Annotated in this window: 17 protein-coding genes; 11 read left to right on the plus strand and 6 right to left on the minus strand. The window is 72.4% G+C overall.

The annotated features are described in order from the left end of the window. Window positions 1-14: 14 nt before the first annotated feature. The 8 genes from rapZ (at window position 15) to JQX11_RS17820 (ending at window position 7,074) form a co-directional block, all read left to right on the plus strand. Entirely contained in the window at window positions 15-926 is a 912-nt protein-coding gene (rapZ, locus tag JQX11_RS17785; protein ID WP_204926084.1) for an RNase adapter RapZ, read from the plus strand. After that, window positions 923-1,885: a gluconeogenesis factor YvcK family protein gene (locus JQX11_RS17790; RefSeq protein WP_204926085.1), complete on the plus strand. Its 963-nt coding sequence runs from the start codon at window positions 923-925 to the stop codon at window positions 1,883-1,885. The genes rapZ and JQX11_RS17790 overlap by 4 nt, the downstream gene beginning before the upstream one ends. A 54-nt stretch (window positions 1,886-1,939) precedes the next feature. Further along, window positions 1,940-2,920, plus strand: coding sequence for a DNA-binding protein WhiA (whiA, locus tag JQX11_RS17795; RefSeq protein ID WP_067304387.1), 981 nt, complete (start codon window positions 1,940-1,942; stop codon window positions 2,918-2,920). Between the two features lie 338 nt (window positions 2,921-3,258). Further along, the gene (gene gap, locus JQX11_RS17800; protein WP_088645054.1) at window positions 3,259-4,263 is read left to right on the plus strand and encodes a type I glyceraldehyde-3-phosphate dehydrogenase; all 1,005 of its coding nucleotides are present in this window, start codon (window positions 3,259-3,261) and stop codon (window positions 4,261-4,263) included. Further along, window positions 4,260-5,459 carry a phosphoglycerate kinase gene (locus tag JQX11_RS17805; RefSeq protein WP_204926086.1) on the plus strand — a complete coding sequence of 400 codons (1,200 nt, stop codon included), beginning with the start codon at window positions 4,260-4,262 and terminating at the stop codon, window positions 5,457-5,459. The genes gap and JQX11_RS17805 overlap by 4 nt, the downstream gene beginning before the upstream one ends. Then, window positions 5,459-6,250, plus strand: coding sequence for a triose-phosphate isomerase (gene tpiA / locus JQX11_RS17810; protein WP_088645053.1), 792 nt, complete (start codon window positions 5,459-5,461; stop codon window positions 6,248-6,250). Before JQX11_RS17805 ends, tpiA begins: the two co-directional genes overlap by 1 nt. Window positions 6,251-6,345: 95 nt before the next feature. Next, on the plus strand, window positions 6,346-6,606 hold the full coding sequence (gene secG, locus JQX11_RS17815) for a preprotein translocase subunit SecG (RefSeq protein ID WP_088645052.1): 261 nt from the start codon (window positions 6,346-6,348) through the stop codon (window positions 6,604-6,606). Between the two features lie 123 nt (window positions 6,607-6,729). Then, on the plus strand, window positions 6,730-7,074 hold the full coding sequence (locus JQX11_RS17820) for an RNA polymerase-binding protein RbpA (RefSeq protein WP_204926087.1): 345 nt from the start codon (window positions 6,730-6,732) through the stop codon (window positions 7,072-7,074). Between the two features lie 44 nt (window positions 7,075-7,118). Here the strand turns inward: JQX11_RS17820 and pgl are convergent, their stop codons facing one another. From pgl to tkt, 6 genes are all read right to left on the minus strand, one after another. Next, the gene (pgl, locus tag JQX11_RS17825) at window positions 7,119-7,889 is read right to left on the minus strand and encodes a 6-phosphogluconolactonase (RefSeq protein WP_088645094.1); all 771 of its coding nucleotides are present in this window, start codon (window positions 7,887-7,889) and stop codon (window positions 7,119-7,121) included. A 168-nt stretch (window positions 7,890-8,057) separates the two neighbouring features. Continuing rightward, on the minus strand, window positions 8,058-9,071 hold the full coding sequence (locus JQX11_RS17830) for a glucose-6-phosphate dehydrogenase assembly protein OpcA (protein WP_204926088.1): 1,014 nt from the start codon (window positions 9,069-9,071) through the stop codon (window positions 8,058-8,060). A gap of 46 nt (window positions 9,072-9,117) precedes the next feature. Continuing rightward, complete coding sequence (gene zwf / locus JQX11_RS17835) at window positions 9,118-10,659, minus strand: glucose-6-phosphate dehydrogenase (protein ID WP_204926233.1); 1,542 nt, start codon at window positions 10,657-10,659, stop codon at window positions 9,118-9,120. A gap of 11 nt (window positions 10,660-10,670) precedes the next feature. Next, window positions 10,671-10,898 (minus strand): hypothetical protein, encoded by a 228-nt coding sequence (locus JQX11_RS17840; RefSeq protein WP_204926089.1) that lies wholly within the window; start codon window positions 10,896-10,898, stop codon window positions 10,671-10,673. Window positions 10,899-10,974: 76 nt separating this feature from the next. Beyond that, window positions 10,975-12,153: a transaldolase gene (tal, locus tag JQX11_RS17845; protein ID WP_204926090.1), complete on the minus strand. Its 1,179-nt coding sequence runs from the start codon at window positions 12,151-12,153 to the stop codon at window positions 10,975-10,977. Window positions 12,154-12,169: 16 nt separating this feature from the next. Continuing rightward, window positions 12,170-14,299, minus strand: coding sequence for a transketolase (gene tkt / locus JQX11_RS17850; RefSeq protein ID WP_204926091.1), 2,130 nt, complete (start codon window positions 14,297-14,299; stop codon window positions 12,170-12,172). Between the two features lie 264 nt (window positions 14,300-14,563). On the opposite strand from tkt, the gene JQX11_RS17855 reads away from it, so the two are divergent. The 3 genes from JQX11_RS17855 (at window position 14,564) to JQX11_RS17865 (ending at window position 17,111) form a co-directional block, all read left to right on the plus strand. Continuing rightward, a complete protein-coding gene (locus JQX11_RS17855) occupies window positions 14,564-15,523 on the plus strand; it encodes a heme o synthase (protein ID WP_204926092.1) in 960 nt (319 codons plus the stop codon). 332 nt (window positions 15,524-15,855) lie between these two features. Beyond that, entirely contained in the window at window positions 15,856-16,188 is a 333-nt protein-coding gene (locus JQX11_RS17860; RefSeq protein WP_204926093.1) for a hypothetical protein, read from the plus strand. Next, window positions 16,188-17,111 carry an ATP-grasp domain-containing protein gene (locus tag JQX11_RS17865; RefSeq protein ID WP_372444610.1) on the plus strand — a complete coding sequence of 308 codons (924 nt, stop codon included), beginning with the start codon at window positions 16,188-16,190 and terminating at the stop codon, window positions 17,109-17,111. The genes JQX11_RS17860 and JQX11_RS17865 overlap by 1 nt, the downstream gene beginning before the upstream one ends.

Here is a 17,111-nt window from a genome sequence, read left to right on the forward strand (position 1 = left end):
GCGGGAGTGGTGGGATGGTCGAGGCGCGGACAACCGGCGGGTACGCCGAGGGCGGCACGGCGGAGTCGGACACCACGCTGGTGGTGGTCACCGGCCTGTCCGGCGGTGGCCGTAGCACCGTCGCCCGCGCCCTGGAGAACGTCGGCTACTACGTGGTGGACAACCTGCCGCAGGCGCTGATGCTGGACATGGCCGAGTTGGCGATGAAGGCCGGTGGGGCGGCCCGGCGTACCGCGATGGTGCTGGACGTCCGGTCGCGGGCCTTCTCCACCGACCTGGCCGGGGCGATCCGGGAGCTCAAGGAGCGCGGCTTCTCGCCCCGGGTGGTCTTCGTCGACGCCGACGACGAGGTGCTGATCCGACGGTTCGAGAGCGTCCGCCGCTCGCACCCGTTGCAGGGTGAGGGGCGGCTCGCCGACGGCATCGCCGTCGAGCGGGAGCTGCTGGAGGAGGCCCGGGACCAGGCCGATGTGATCATCGACACCAGCCACCTCAACGTCAACCAGCTCCGGCGCCGGGTCGAGGAGCTGTTCGGCGGGGAGGACGCCCGTCGGCTGCGGCTCACCGTGCTCTCCTTCGGCTTCAAGTACGGCTTGCCGCCGGACGCGGATTTCGTGCTCGACGCCCGGTTCCTCCCGAACCCGTACTGGGTGCCCGAGCTGCGGGAGCACACCGGGCGGGAGGCGGCGGTCAGCGCGTACGTGCTCGGCCAGGAGGGCGCGGACGCCTTCGTCGCCTCGTACGCCGAGCTGGTCAACGCCACCACCGCCGGGTTCGAACGCGAGGGCAAGCGGTACCTGACGGTCGCCGTCGGCTGCACCGGCGGCAAGCACCGCAGCGTGGCGATCGCCGAGGAGCTGGCCGAGCGGCTGCGCCAGTCGGGGCTGGCCGCCAACGCGCAGCACCGGGACCTGGGGCGGGAATGACGGCGATGTCGGTGGTCGCCTTCGGCGGGGGACACGGCCTGTCCGCCTCGCTGCGGGCGCTGCGACACTGCGCCGGGGAACTCGAACTGGACATCACCGCCGTGGTCACCGTCGGCGACGACGGCGGCTCCAGCGGTCGGCTGCGCGCCGAGCGTGGCGGCCTGCCCCCGGGTGACCTGCGGCAGGCCCTGGTGGCACTGGCCGGCGACCATCCGGCCACCCGCCGCAGCGCCGGGCTGTTCCAGCACCGGTTCGCCGGCGACCCCCGCGACGGGCTGGCCGGTCACGCGGTGGGCAACCTGGTGCTCTGCGGCCTGATGGAGCAGCTCGGCGACCCGGTGGCCGCGCTCGCGCACGCCGGGGCGATGCTCGGCGCGGTCGGCCGGGTGCTGCCGATGTCCGCCGAGCCGCTGGACATCGAGGCCCGGGTCCGCGGGGTGGACCCGACCCGCCCCGACGAGGTCCGCACGGTGCGCGGCCAGCGCCACGTGGCGGTGACCACCGGCACGGTGGAGGCGCTGCGGATCACCCCGCACGCGCCGGTGGCCTGTGCGGAGGCGGTGGCCGCGGTCGGCGGGGCGGACTGGCTGATCTTCGGGCCGGGGAGCTGGTACACCAGCGTCCTGCCGCACCTGCTGGTGCCGGGGTTGGCCGAGGCGATCGTGACCAGCCCGGCCCGCCGGCTGGTCACCCTCAACCTGGCCGCCGAGCAGGAGACCCTGGGGCTCTCGGTGGCCGACCACCTGGCCGCCCTGCGCTGGTACCTTCCGCAGCTCACCGTGGACTACGTGGTGGCCGACTCCAAGGCGGTGGGTGATCCCGAACCGGTCGGGCGTGCGGCAGAATCGCTTGGTGCCCGGTTGGTCCTCGCCCCGGTCGCCGTCGACGACGGCACACCCCGTCACGATCCGGCCGCCCTGGCTGCGGCACTGGTGCCTGTCCTGGGCGCCGATCGTTAAGCACGTACGTAATCACCGGCGACACGCCGGTACCGGTCCGTGAGGGGGCGCACAATGGCGATGACGGCTGCGGTCAAGGACGAGCTGAGCCGGGTCGACGTGCCCAAGCCCTGCTGCCGGCGGGCGGAGATGGCCGCGCTGCTGCGGTTCGCCGGTGGGCTGCACATCGTCTCCGGTCGGGTGGTGGTGGAGGCCGAGCTGGACACCGGGGCGGTGGCGCGTCGGCTGCGCCGGGAGATCGCCGAGGTCTACGGCTATCCCAGCGAGATCCACGTGCTCGCCTCCGGAGGGCTGCGCAAGGGCAGCCACTTCATCGTCCGGGTGGTCAAGGATGGCGAGGCGCTGGCCCGGCAGACCGGCCTGCTCGACGTCCGGGGCCGGCCGGTACGCGGGCTGCCGCCACACGTGGTGGCGGCGAACGTCTGCTGCGCGGTGTCGGCCTGGCGGGGCGCGTTCATGGCGCACGGCTCGCTGACCGAGCCGGGCCGCTCCAGCGCCCTGGAGATCACCTGCCCGGGTCCGGAGTCGGCGCTGGCCCTGGTCGGCGCGGCCCGCCGGATCGGCATCACCGCCAAGAACCGCGAGGTGCGCGGGGTGGACCGGGTGGTGGTCAAGGACGGTGACGCGATCGCCGCGCTGCTCACCCGGATCGGCGCCCACTCCAGCGTGCTGGCCTGGGAGGAGCGTCGGGTCCGCCGCGAGGTGCGGGCCACCGCCAACCGGCTGGCGAACTTCGACGACGCCAACCTGCGCCGCTCGGCGCGGGCCGCGGTGGCCGCCGCCGCCCGGGTCACCCGGGCGCTGGAGATCCTCGCCGACGACGCCCCGAACCACCTCACCTCGGCCGGTCAGCTCCGGCTGGAGCACCGGCAGGCGTCGCTGGAGGAGTTGGGCGCGTTGGCCGACCCGCCGTTGACCAAGGACGCGATCGCCGGGCGGATCCGCCGGCTGCTGGCGCTGGCCGACAAGCGGGCCCGTGACCTGGGCATCCCGGATACGGAAGCGGCAGTCACGCCGGACATGCTCGTGGTCTGATAGGACGGTGGGCCGCCATCCCGCGGGCGCGTGCGAGGCACGGGCCGGTGGGCGTGACGTGCCCCGGGTCGGGTGGGTGGGGCGTGCCGTGCCGTCGACCCGACGGGGTCACCACCCGCCGCATGGCGGCGGGGCACGCTCGGATAGGGTCGATGGGTACGGCAAGGGGGCCGGCACAGGCACTCCTCGCCGTGCACGCCGCCTCGGGCGGTCAGGTCCTCCCAGACCGTGGCGGGGTGGCCGAGACGAATCGTCAACGGCCGGCTCACCGGCCGGCGCACACACCTCCGCCGGCCCGTTCTGACGTCGGCGGACCAGAACGCGAGGAGATGGGACCTGTGACCATCCGGGTTGGCATCAACGGCTTCGGCCGCATCGGCCGTAACTTCTTCCGGGCCGTGCTGGCGTCCGGCGCCGACATCGAGGTCGTCGCCGTTAACGACCTGACCGACAACGCGACGCTCGCCCACCTGCTCAAGTACGACAGCATCCTCGGTCGCCTGCCGCACGAGGTCAAGGCCACCGCCGACGAGATCACCGTCGGTGGCAAGACCATCAAGGCGTTCGCCGAGAAGGACCCGGCGAAGCTGGCGTGGGGCGACGCCGGCGCGGACGTCGTCATCGAGTCCACCGGCTTCTTCACCGACGGCACCAAGGCCAAGGCGCACATCGACGGTGGGGCCAAGAAGGTCATCATCTCCGCCCCGGCGAAGAACGAGGACGTCACGGTCGTCATGGGCGTGAACCACGACCAGTACGACCCGGCCAAGCACACCATCATCTCCAACGCGTCGTGCACCACGAACTGCCTGGCCCCGATGGCGAAGGTCCTGCAGGACACCTTCGGCATCGAGAAGGGCCTGATGACCACGATCCACGCGTACACCCAGGACCAGAACCTCCAGGACGCGCCGCACAAGGACCTGCGTCGCGCCCGTGCCGCCGCGCTGAACATCGTCCCCACCTCGACCGGCGCCGCCAAGGCGATCGGGCTGGTGCTGCCGGTGCTCAAGGGTAAGCTGGACGGTTACGCGCTGCGGGTGCCGATCCCGACCGGCTCGGCCACCGACCTGACCGTCGAGGTCGGCCGGGAGACCAGCGTGGACGAGGTCAACGCCGCGATCAAGGCCGCCGCGGACGGCCCGCTCAAGGGCATCCTGGTCTACAACGAGGACCCGATCGTCTCCGCCGACATCGTCACCGACCCGGCGTCGTGCATCTTCGACGCGCCGCTGACCAAGGTCATCGGCAACCAGGTCAAGGTCGTCGGCTGGTACGACAACGAGTGGGGCTACTCCAACCGGCTCGTCGACCTGGTCAAGCTGGTGGGTTCCTCGCTGTGAGCATCCGCAACCTCGACGACCTGCTCGCCGAGGGGGTGTCGGGTCGGCGCGTGCTGGTGCGCGCCGACCTGAACGTCCCGCTCGACAAGCAGACCGGGGAGATCACCGACGACGGCCGGATCCGGGCCGTGCTGCCCACCCTGGGCGCGCTCGTGCAGGCCGGGGCGAAGGTCGTGGTCTGCTCGCACCTGGGTCGCCCGAAGGGTGCCCCGGACCCGCAGTACAGCCTCCGCCCGGTCGCCGGGCGGCTCGGTGAGCTGCTCGACGCGCCTGTGCACTTCGCCACCGACACCGTCGGCGAGTCCGCCCGCGCCACCGTGGACGCGCTGACCGACGGCCAGGTGGCCCTGCTGGAGAACCTCCGCTTCAACAAGGGGGAGACCAGCAAGGACGACACCGAGCGGGGGGCCTTCGCCGACCAGCTCGCCGCGTTCGGCGAGGCGTACGTGGACGACGCGTTCGGCGCGGTGCACCGCAAGCACGCCAGTGTCCACGACGTACCGGCCCGGCTGCCGCACGTGGCGGGCCGGCTGGTGCTGCGTGAGGTGGAGGTGCTGTCCCGGCTGACCGGCGAGCCGGAGCGCCCGTACGTGGTGGTGCTCGGCGGTTCCAAGGTCTCCGACAAGCTGGCGGTCATCGAGGCGCTGCTGCCGACCGTCGACCGGCTGCTCATCGGCGGCGGGATGTGCTTCACCTTCCTCAAGGCCCAGGGCCACGAGGTGGGCACCTCGCTGCTGGAGGAGGAGATGGTCGAGACCTGCGGCAACCTCCTGTCCCGCGCCGACGGCAAGATCCTGCTCCCGGTGGACGTGGTGGCGGCCGACGCCTTCGCCCCGGACGCCGCGCACGACACGGTGCCGGCCGACGGCATCCCCAGCCACCGGCTCGGCCTGGACATCGGCCCGGAGACGGTGGCCGGCTTCACCGCCGCGCTGTCCGGCGCGAAGACGGTCTTCTGGAACGGCCCGATGGGCGTGTTCGAGATGCCGGCGTTCGCGGGCGGCACCCGGGGGGTCGCCGAGGCGATCACCAAGACCGACGCGTTCACCGTGGTCGGTGGCGGTGACTCGGCGGCGGCGGTCCGGGCCCTCGGCTTGGACGAGTCGTCGTTCGGGCACATCTCCACGGGTGGCGGCGCCTCCCTGGAGTACCTGGAGGGCAAGACCCTCCCCGGCATCGCGGCCTTGGAGAACTGATGGCGAGCGTCACCCGCCGGCCGCTGATGGCCGGCAACTGGAAGATGAACCTCAACCACCTCGAGGCCAACCTGCTGGTGCAGAAGCTGGCCGCGAGCCTCACCGAGCAGCAGCTCACCGCCGTCGAGACGGTGGTCCTGCCGCCCTTCACCGACCTGCGCACCGTGCAGACCGCGGTGGACGGCGACAAGCTGCTCATCGGCTACGGCGGGCAGGACCTGTCGCCGTACCAGTCCGGCGCGTACACCGGGGACATCTCCGGGGCGATGCTGGCCAAGCTGGGCTGCACCTACGTGGCGGTCGGGCACTCGGAGCGGCGGCAGTACCACTACGAGGACGACGCGATCGTCAACGCGAAGGTGGCCGCCGCGCTGGCCAACGGGCTCACCCCGATCCTCTGCATCGGTGAGGGCCTGGAGATCCGCGAGCAGCTCCGGCACGTCCCGCACTGCTGCGACCAGCTCGACGGTGCCCTCAAGGGGCTCACCGCCGAGCAGGTCACCAAGGTCGTGGTCGCGTACGAGCCGGTCTGGGCGATCGGCACCGGCAAGACGGCCACCCCCGAGGACGCCCAGGAGGTCTGCGGGGAGGTCCGCAAGCGGCTGGTCGAGACCTACGACCAGGGCACCGCCGACCAGGTCCGGATCCTCTACGGCGGCTCGGTGAAGTCGTCCAACGTCGCATCGATCATGTCCCAGCCGGACGTGGACGGGGCGCTGGTGGGCGGGGCCAGCCTCGACGCCGAGGAGTTCGCGAAGATCTGCCGCTTCCCGGAGCACACGGTCGCCTGATCGCTCGCTATTCTTGACTCCGCCCGTCCACCGGTCGGTGCCGCCGTGCCCGATCTGTCCGGGCGAGGATCGTAACGAGAGGACTGACCCCAGCCATGCCGATCTGGTTCGCATACACGTTGATCGTGTTGCTGGTCATCACGAGCGTTCTGCTCACCATGCTCATCCTGCTGCACCGGGGTAAGGGCGGCGGGCTGTCGAGCATGTTCGGCGGCGGGGTCAGCTCCAGCCTGGCCGGCTCGTCGGTGGCCGAGAAGAACCTGGACCGCTACACCGTCCTGGTGAGCATCGTCTGGTTCGCCTGCATCGTCGGGCTCGGCCTCTGGCTCCGGCTCCAGCTCAACAGCGGGTCCTGAGCGACACGATCAGGTCGTACAATCTGCGCGCGGTCCGTCACGGACCGCGCGCAGTTGTTTTCTCCGCCACCGTCGCCCACCGCCAGCCTCAGGCGGTGGTCCCCTCCGACGACAGGAGCGAGTGTGCCCAGTGGCAACGTCATCCGCGGTTCCCGGATCGGTTCGGGGCCGGAACGCCCCACCGAACGGTACGAGCCGGCCCCCCGCCGCGCGGTCACCTACTGGTGCCGCAACGACCACGCCACCGAGATCCGGTTGGCGTTGGACGCCGAGCAGCCGGCCGTCTGGGACTGTCCGCGCTGCGGCCTGCCCGCCGGCCAGGACGCCCAGAACCCGCCCGGACGTACCCGTCCCGAGCCCTACAAGACCCATCTGGCGTACGTGAAGGAACGGCGTACCCCGGAGGAGGGGGAGGCGCTGCTGGCCGAGGCGTTGGCCGCGCTGCGCCGCCGACGCGGCCGGGAGTGACCGCCCCGGCGGCGTGAGCCGACCGGCGGGGGGACCGCCCGTGCTCAGCGCAGGCTGCGCAGCCGGGCCGGCACGTCGGCCGCCGCCGCCCGGTCGAGCAGCCACAGGGTCCGCGAGACCCCCTGCACCCCGGCCGCCGGGAGCTGCTTCGGGCCGGCACCGGCCAGCGCCATCCCCACCGCCCGCGCCTTGTCGGCCCCGCTGGCGACCAGCCAGACCTCCTCGGCGGTGTTGATCGCCGGCAGGGTGAGGGTGGTCCGCACCGGCGGCGGCTTCGGGCTGCCCCGCACCGCGCTGACCGGCCGGGTGTCGTGGTGCACCGGGTGCTCGGGGAAGACCGACGCCACGTGCCCGTCCTCACCGACACCCAGCATCAGCACGTCGAAGTGGGGCAGCGCGGCATGGCCGGGCCGGGCCGCGCGGGCCAGCTCCTCGGCGTACGCGGCGGCGCCGGCCTCCGGGTCGTCGCCGGTCGGGCCGTCGGTGGCCGGCATCGGGTGCACCCGGGCCGGGTCCAGCGGCATCGCGTCCAGCAGCGCGGCGCGGGCCTGCGTCTCGTTGCGCTCCGGGTCGCCCGCCGGCAGGAACCGCTCGTCGCCCCACCAGACGTCCACCCGGGACCAGTCGACCGCGTCGTGGGCGGGCAACGCGCCCACCGCCCGGTAGACCGCCGCGGCGATCCGCCCCCCGGTCAGCACGATCGACGCCGCGCCCCGCTCCGCCTGCGCGTCGAGCAGCTTCACCACCAGCCGGGCCGCCACCGCCTGCGCCAGCAGGTCGGCGTCGGCGTGCACGGCGACACTCGCCTCACTCATGTTGGCCTTTCCTGACCGCGCGACGCGGTCCTGCTCGTCGGGGCGGAACCGGTCGGCCCGCCGGGTGCCGGTGTCACCGGGGATCTCGTCGTGCCGGGTCGCCCGCCCGTGGGCGGGCGGGCACCGTACGCCGGTGGGCGGCCCCGCAGGACCGCCCACCTGCGTACGTCAGGACGCGCTGGTGCCGGCGTGTGTGCTGACGCCCGCCTCCGCCCGGCGCGCGGTGGCCGGGTCCTTCCAGACGTGCACCCGCTGCGCCGGGCGCTGCTCCAGGCCGGACAGGCCGGCCGCCGCGCCCAACGCCTCGGCGTACACCTGGTCGGTGTCGAGCCGGCGCAGCTCCTCGGCCAGCTCGTCGCCGAGCGGCCGGCGCACCAGCGGCAGCACCCGGTCGTCCTGGCCGGTACGCCGGAACGTCGCCAGGCTGTCGTCCCGGGTCAGCGTCAGCTCGTCACCGTTTTCGCAGCGTAGCTGCACCTGACGCATCCTCGGGTGGTCGTCGGTGTGCTGCCACTGCGGGTCGATGCCGAGCCGGGCCGCCAGCCAACCCCGCATCAGCGCCGCCGTCGGGTCGGTACGCGGGGCCACCACCGTCGCCTCGGTGACCCGCGCCTCGGTGGTGTCGAACGCCCCGGCGACCAGGGTGCGCCACGGGGTGATCCGGGTCCACGCCAGGTCGGTGTCCCCGGGGGCGTAGTCCCGCGCCCGCTCCCGCAGCGCCTCGATCGGGTCGACGGCCTGCGCGCAGTCGGTGATCCGCCGGTCGGCGACCACCCCGAGGAAGTCGGTGGCGATCTCCGCCGGTGGTTCGCCGTGCCACCAGGTGACCACCGGCACGTCCGGCACCAGCAGCGGCATCACCACCGACTCGGCGTGTAGGGCGAGCCGGCCGTACATCCGGGTCACCACCGCCTCGCACGGGCCCAGCCGGCCGCCGACGACGATCTCCGCGTCCAACCGGTTGCGTTCCCGCTCCACGTCGGCGCGGACGACGACGAGCAGCCGGCACGGGTGCGCGGCGGCGGCGATGGTGGCCGCCGCCTCCGCGTCCCGGACCCGCTTCTCGTCGACCACGACGATCAGGGTGAGCGCCATCCCGCTGGCCACCCCGCCCGCGCTGCGCCGCTCGGCGGCGAGCGCCTTGACCACCTCGTTGCCGGTGGTGTCCCACAGCCCGATCACTGGTGCCTCCCGGTCCGCCCGCTGTGCCTGCTACCTACCTGCCCGTTCACGCCCGCCGCCAGGCGCGGCCCTCGCGGGCCAGCATCTCGTCGGCGGCCCGGGGACCCCACTCGCCGGAACGGTACGGCTCCGGCTTGGTGCCCTCCCAGGCGTGCTCCAGCGGGTCCACCACCGCCCAGCTCTGCTCCACCTCGGCGGCGTCCGGGAAGAGCGTCCGGTCGCCGATCAGCACGTCCAGCACCAGCCGCTCGTACGCCTCGGGGCTGGACTCGGTGAACGCCTCGCCGTACTGGAAGTCCATCGCGATGTCGCGGACCTCCATCGTGGTGCCGGGCACCTTCGACCCGAACTTCAGCACCACGCCCTCGTCCGGCTGCACCCGGATGACGAGCTGGTTGTTGCCCAGCGACTCCATGTCGGCCGTGTTGAACGGCAGGTGCGGCGCCTTCTTGAACATGATGGCCACCTCGGTGACCCGGCGGGGCAACCGCTTGCCGGCCCGGATGTAGAACGGCACCCCGGCCCAGCGCCGGTTCTGGATGCCCAGCTCGACGGCCACGTACGTCTCGGTGGTCGAGTCGGCGGGGACGCCCTCCTCGTCGAGGTAGCCGACGGCCCGCTGGCCGCCCACCCAACCGGGCAGGTACTGGCCACGTACGGTGTCCCGGGCGACGTCCTTCGGCAGGGTGATCGCCTTGAGTACCTTCAGCTTCTCGGCCCGGATCTCGTCGGCGTCGAAGCTGGTGGGTTCCTCCATGGCGACCAGGGCGAGCAGTTGGAGCAGGTGGTTCTGGAGCACGTCGCGGGCGGTGCCGACCGAGTCGTAGAAGCCGGCCCGGGTGCCGATGCCGACGTCCTCGGCCATGGTGATCTGCACCGAGTCGACGTACTTGGAGTTCCACAGCGGCTCGAACAGGTTGTTGGCGAACCGCAGGGCGAGGATGTTCTGGACCGTCTCCTTGCCGAGGTAGTGGTCGATCCGGAAGACGTCCTGCCTGGTGAACACGTCGTCGACCAGGTCGTTGAGTTCCTTGGCCGAGGGCAGGTCGTTGCCGAACGGCTTCTCCACCACCACCCGCCGCCAGCCGCCGCACTTCTCGTTGTCGGCCATTCCGGTGCGGGCCAGTTGCTTGAGCACCACCGGGAAGGCCGTCGGGGGGATGGAGAAGTAGAACGCGGCGTTGCCGTGGATGCCGTGGCTGTCGCGCAGCTGGTTCAGCGTCGCGGCGAGCTTGTCGAAGGCGGCGTCGTCGTCGAACGAGCCACCGACGAACTTGATGTTGCCGGCCAGCCGGCCCCACACCTCCTCGCGCCACGGTGTCCGGGCGTGCTGCTTGGCCGACTCGTGGGCCAACGCCTCGAAGTCGCCGTCGCCCCAGTCGCGGCGGGCGAAGCCCAGCACCACGAAACCGGGGGGCAGCAGGCCCCGGTTGGCCAGGTCGTAAACCGCCGGCAGCAGCTTCTTGCGCGCCAGGTCACCGGTCACCCCGAAGATCACCAGGGCGCACGGCTCCGGGATCCGGGGGAGTCGTCGGTCCTGCGCGTCGCGCAGCGGATTCACGCCGCCTCCTCGCTCCGTGTGGTCCATGTCGTCCATCGTCACGCCCGCCATCGTCCGATCGCATCCAGCAGCCGGGCCGGCCCGGCCGGCCTGTCGGTCAGGTACGGCGGTGGCACCGGCCCGGGTCGGTCGGCCGGTGCCACCGGGCCGCCCCGCGTGCGCGGGGCGGCCCGTACGGCGGCGGGCGCGGTCGATGCGACCGCGTCCGCCCCGTGCACCGCGAGACCGGCGGCGGCATCGGCCGGGCCGGTCAACAGGTCAATCACCCGCGACACCCCGTCGGGGCGCCGGCGGCGTGGGGCGTCGCGGGGACCGGCCCCGCGACGCGTCCGACGCCGTTGGTCACGCGTTCCCGCCGGCCCGCTCGGCCGCCTCGGCGTTGCCCTTGGCGGCCTCGTTCGGGGCGCCGGCGCCCTGCGCCGCGGCGGCCAGCGACGTGCGGACGCCGTCGAGCAGCTCGCTCCAGCTCGCCTCGAACTTCTCCACGCCCTCCCGTTCCAGGGTGGCGATCACGTCGTCCACGTCGATGCCGACGGCGGCCAGGTCGGCGAAGACCTGCCGGGCCGCGTCGTACGCGCCGGTGATGGTGTCGCCCCGGGTCTCCCCGTGCTCGGCGTACGCCGTCACGACCGACTCCGGCATGGTGTTGACGGTGCCCGGCGCGATCAGCTCCTCCACGTAGATCACGTCGCGGTAGTCCGGGTTCTTGGTCGAGGTCGACGCCCACAGCGGGCGCTGCGGGTGCGCGCCGGCGTCGGCCAGGGCCTGCCACCGGTCGGAGGAGAAGACCTGGGTGTAGCGCTCGTAGGCGAGCTGGGCGTTGGCCACGGCAGCCTTGCCGCGCAGCGCCTTGGCCTCCTCGGAGCCGATCTTGTCCAGTCGCTTGTCGATCTCGGAGTCGACCCGGGAGACGAAGAACGAGGCCACCGAGCCGATGGTGGACAGGTCATGGCCGTTGGCCTTGGCCTGCTCCAGGCCGGCGAGGAACGCCTCCATCACCGCCGAGTAGCGGTCCAGCCCGAAGATCAGCGTCACGTTGACGCTGATCCCCTCGGCCAGGGTCGCGGTGATCGCCGCCAGCCCCTCCTCGGTCGCCGGGATCTTGATGTACAGGTTCGGCCGGTCCACCAGCCACCACAGCGCCTTGGCCTCGGCGACCGTCTTGTCGCTGTCGTGGGCGACCCGGGGGTCGACCTCGATGGAGACCCGGCCGTCGACACCGGCGCTGCCGTCGTACGACGGGCGCATCACGTCGCACGCCCAGCGCACGTCGTAGGTGGTGAGCATCCGGACGGCCTCTTCGACCTCGATGCCCCGGGTGGCGAGGTCCTTGAGCTGCCAGTTGTACTCGTCGGCGTCGCTGAGCGCCTTGGCGAAGATGGTCGGGTTGGTGGTCACCCCGGCCACGTGCTGCTCGCGGCGGAGCTTGTCCAGCCCGCCGGAGCTCAGTCGTACCCGGGAAAGGTCGTCGAGCCAGACCGCCACTCCGGCGGCGGTGAGGTCACCCAGTCTGTCCGTCATGTCGTCCACGCTCCCCTCAGTTGCCGGTCGTGAAACCGGTGATGTCGCCCACCCGGGTCAGCGCCGCGTGCGCGGCGGCGACGATCCGGTCGGGGGTGAAGCCGAACTGCTCGAACAGCACGGTGTGCGGGGCGCTGGCCCCGTAGTGCTCCAGGCTGACGCTCTCGCCCAGGTCACCGACGATGCCCCGCCAGGACATCCCGATCCCGGCCTCGACGCTCACCCGGGCCTGCACCCCGCGCGGCAGTACCGACTCGCGGTACGCCTCGTCCTGCTCGTAGAACCACTCCTGGCAGGGCATCGAGACGACCCGGGTGGGGGTGCCGTCGGCCTCCAGCCGCTCCCGGGCGGTGAGGCAGAGCTGCACCTCGGAACCGGTGCCCACGATGATCACCTGCGGCTTGCCGTTCGACGCCTCGGCCAGCACGTAGCCGCCCTTGGCGGTGCCCTCGGCGCCGGCGTACGTCTCCCGGTCCAGGGTCGGCAGCGGCTGCCGGCTCAGCGCCAGCGCGGTCGGCCGGTCGGTGTGCTCCAGGGCCTGCCGCCACGCCCAGGCGGTCTCGTTGGCGTCGGCGGGCCGGACCACGTCCAGGCCGGGGATGGCGCGCAGCGCGGTCAGGTGCTCCACCGGCTGGTGGGTCGGGCCGTCCTCGCCGAGGCCGATCGAGTCGTGCGTCCAGACGTACGTCACCGGCAGCTTCATCAGGGCGGCGAGCCGCACCGAGGGGCGCATGTAGTCGCTGAACACCAGGAAGGTGCCGCCGTACGGGCGGGTGCCGCCGTGCAGGGCGATGCCGTTGAGGATCGCGCCCATGGCGTGCTCACGGATGCCGAAGTGCAGCGTGCGGCCGTACTCGTGGCCGGGGAAGTCCTTGGTGGCGTGGGCGGCCGGGATGAACGACGGCTCGCCCTTCATGGTGGTGTTGTTGCTCTCGGCCAGGTCGGCCGAGCCGCCCCACAGCTCCGGCAGCACCGGGGCGAGGGCCTCCAGCACCTTGCCGGAGGCGGCCCGGGTGGCCACGCCCTTGGCGTCGGCGGGGAAGGTCGGCAGCGCGTCCGTCCAGCCCTGCGGCAGCACCCGGCCGGCGAGCCGGTCGTAGAGCGCCTTGCGCTCCGGGTTGGCCTGCGCCCAGCCGTCGAACTCGCCGGTCCACGCCTGCTCGTCCTCGCCGCCGCGGGTCAGCACCCCCCGGGCGTGCGCGAGCACCTCCTCGTCGACCTGGAAGCTCTGCTGCGGGTCGAAGCCGAGGATCTCCTTGGTGGCCTTCACCTCGTCGGCGCCGAGCGCCGAACCGTGGATCTTGCCGGTGTTCTTCTTGTTGGGCGCGGGCCAGCCGATGATGGTGCGCAGCGCGATGAACGAGGGGCGGCCGGTCTCGGCCTTCGCCGCCAGCAGCGCCTGGTACAGCGCCTCGACGTCCTCGTGGTAGTCGCCCTGGTCGGCGTCGCCGGCCCGCCAGTCGACGGTCTGCACGTGCCAGCCGTACGCCGCGTAGCGGGCCGCCACGTCCTCGCTCTTGGCGATGCGGGTGTCGTCCTCGATGGAGATCTCGTTGTCGTCGTAGATCAGCGTGAGGTTGCCGAGCTGCTGGTGCCCGGCCAGCGCGCTCGCCTCGTGGCTGATGCCCTCCTCGATGTCGCCGTCGGAGGCGATGCACCAGATCTGGTGGTCGAAGACGGACTGCCCCGGCTCGCTCTCCGGGTCGAACAGGCCACGCTCGCGGCGGGCCGCCATCGCCATCCCGACCGCGTTGCCCAGGCCCTGCCCGAGCGGGCCGGTGGTGGTCTCGACACCGGGGGTGTGGCCGTGCTCCGGGTGACCCGGGGTGAGCGAGCCCCACTGCCGCAGCGACTTCAGGTCGTCCAGGCTCAGCGGGTAGCCGGCGAGGAAGAGCTGGATGTAGAGCGTGAGGCTGGAGTGCCCGGCGGACAGCACGAACCGGTCCCGGCCGGGCCAGTTCGGGTCGGCCGGATTGTGCCGCATCACCCGGTTGAACAGCAGGTACGCCGCGGGCGCGAGGCTCATCGCGGTGCCGGGGTGGCCGTTGCCGGATTTCTCCACGGCATCCATGGCCAGGACGCGGACGGTGTCGACGGCCCGGCGGTCGAGGTCGGTCCAGTTGAGTGCGGGTCGGTTGGCAGCCACTATGGTTGTGCTCCTCGGCAGATGGGCGGAACCCTCACTGGTGACCCTATCGAGCGGGTCTAAACGTCCGCCCGGGGATCTCAGCAGGCAGTTACGTACGGGCGGGCCGGATCGTTCGGTCACCCGTCAGGTGTGACGGCCCGCACCGTTGTCGGGTCGCCCGGGCAGCGAAAACGACGACGCGTAGTGTGTGGTGCGGTGTGTGGACCCCGACGGGGTCCCGCCGAACCGACTTCCCCTGCCGACGCCGGAAGGTGGCAATCCGTGAGCATGATCACCGAGCGCCCCGTCAGCAACTCTGCCGGGCAGCCGCCGGTGCGCACGGTGGGCGGGCGGCCGACGGCCCGTCGGCGGGACGTCCGGGCGGTGGTGTCGGCGTACGTGACGCTCACCAAGCCGCGCATCGTGGAGCTGCTGCTGGTGACCACGGTGCCGGCGATGATGCTCGCCGACGGCGGCCTGCCGTCGCTGTGGCTGATGGCCGTGGTGCTGGTCGGCGGCTCGCTGGCCGCGGGTGCGGCGAGCGTGATCAACTGCTACATCGACCGGGACATCGACCAGTTGATGCGGCGCACCAAGCGGCGTCCGCTGCCGACGCACACCGTGTCGCCGCGCAGCGCACTGGTCTTCGGGCTGGTGCTGGCGGCGGTGTCGCTCGCGCTGATGGCGACGTTCACCAACCTGCTGGCCACCGCGCTGACGCTGGCCGCGATCGTCTACTACGACCTGGTCTACACGCTCTGGCTCAAGCGCACCACGACGGCGAACACCTTCTGGGGTGGGGCCTGCGGGGCGGCGCCGGTGCTGATCGGCTGGGCGGCGGTGACCGGGTCGCTGGCCCCGGCTGCCTGGGTGCTGTTCGCGGTGGTCTTCTTCTGGCAGATGCCGCACTTCTACCCGTTGGCGATGAAATACAAGGACGACTATGCCCGCGCCGGCATCCCGATGCTGCCGGTGGTGGCCTCGCCCCGGCGGGTCAACGCCGAGATCCTGATCTTCGCCTGGCTGACGGTGGTGACCTCGCTGGCGCTGTGGCCGCTGGGCATGAGCGCGGTCTACGGGGTGCCGACCGCCGTGGTGGGCGCCGTCTTCCTGGTCGAGGCGCACAGACTCTGCCGGCGGGTGACCCGGGGTGAGCCGGTCAGGCCGATGCGGCTGTTCCACTGGTCGACGACCTACCTGACCATCGTGTTCGTCGCGGTGGCCCTCGACGCCCTGATCTGACCCGGCGTCCCGGTCGCCGCCCGCCGCGTCGACCGGCGCGGCCCGTCGGGCCGGGTGTGGTCGTCGCGCGGGGAAGCGTCGTGGGCGGTCCGGACGATCCGACCCGCCGGACGGGTCCGGAATCCTGCCCGGATGGTGGGATTTTCGGTGGGTGCGGCAAGCCGCCGCAAGCTGGACACATCGGGGCAATGTCGCTGGCGCTTTTTGCCCGCACTTATCCGACACGGTCGGACAATCCGCCCGCGCTTTCCGATAAACCCTCGGGTAATTGGTATCACAAATAGTTCATGATTCTCGCGCGTCGGGGTGGAAGTCTGCTTAGGCTTCGCGTCATGGCAGAAGGTTCCGATACGACGCTGACGGCCGAGCAGACCGCCGGGGCGGCCCCCACCGGGCTGGTCGCGGGCATCAGGTCCTTCGCCGCCGCCCACGGCGGCGCGAAGGCGGTCATCGAGTACGTCGGCAAGCGTGGTGCCCGGATCGTCCTGGTCGGCACCGACGGTGCGTGGGGCGACCAGTTCGCCGAGGACACCGTCACCGCCCGGGAGGCGTGCTCCCAGGCGGGAGTCGCCGTCGAGAACGCCTGGGAGCGCGAGCTGATGGACCAGATGCGGCCGAGCAACGACCTGTGGCGGTCGATGGCCCGGCGCACCATGTCCCGTTGATCCACGACCCGACCCACCACCAGTCGACCCGGGGGGAACCCCGGGTCGCTCTCGTCACCTGCTCCCGTTTCGCCGACCTCTACTCCGACGACCGGCTCGTGCTCGCCCCGCTTTCGGCCCGGGGCGTCACCGTCGAGGCGGCCGTCTGGGACGACCCCCGGGTCGACTGGGCCGGCTACGACCTGGTGGTGCTCCGCTCGCCCTGGGACTACGCCCCGCGCCGCGACGAGTTCGTCGCCTGGGCCGGCACGGTGCCCACCCTGGTCAACCCCGTCGACGTGGTGCGGTGGAACACCGACAAGCGCTACCTCGGCGAGCTCGCCGCCGCCGGGGTGCCCACCGTGCCGACCTCCTGGGTCGCGCCGGGCGACGACTGGGTCCCGCCGTCGGCCCCCGGCTGGTACGTGGTGAAACCGACGGTCAGCGCCGGCAGCCTCGACACCGGCCGGTACGACCCCACCGACCCGACCCACCGGGACCTGGCCGTGGCGCACGTGCGCCGGCTGACGGCCGCCGGCCGGACCGCCATGGTCCAGCCGTACCTGGACGCGGTGGACACCGCCGGGGAGACCGCCCTGCTCTTCGTGGCCGGCCCGGACGGCCTGACGTTCAGCCACGCCATCCGCAAGGGTGCCATGCTCGACGGCCCCGACCTGGGCGTCGAGGGCCTGTACCGGCCGGAGCGGATCGACCCGCGCACCCCCACCGGGGAGCAGTTGGCCGTCGCCGACCGGGTGCTGGCCGAGGTCCCCGGCGGGTCGCAGCGGCTGCTCTACGCCCGGGTGGACCTGATCCCCGGGCCGGACGGCGCACCCGTGCTGATCGAGCTGGAGCTGACCGAGCCGTCGCTGTTCCTCGGCCACGCCGACGGCGCCGCCGAGCGGCTCGCCGACGCGGTGCTGGTCCACCTCGCCCGCCGCTGA

The sequence above is a fragment of the Micromonospora humida genome, from assembly GCF_016901255.1.
GTDB classification, from domain to species: Bacteria; Actinomycetota; Actinomycetes; order Mycobacteriales; family Micromonosporaceae; genus Micromonospora; species Micromonospora wenchangensis.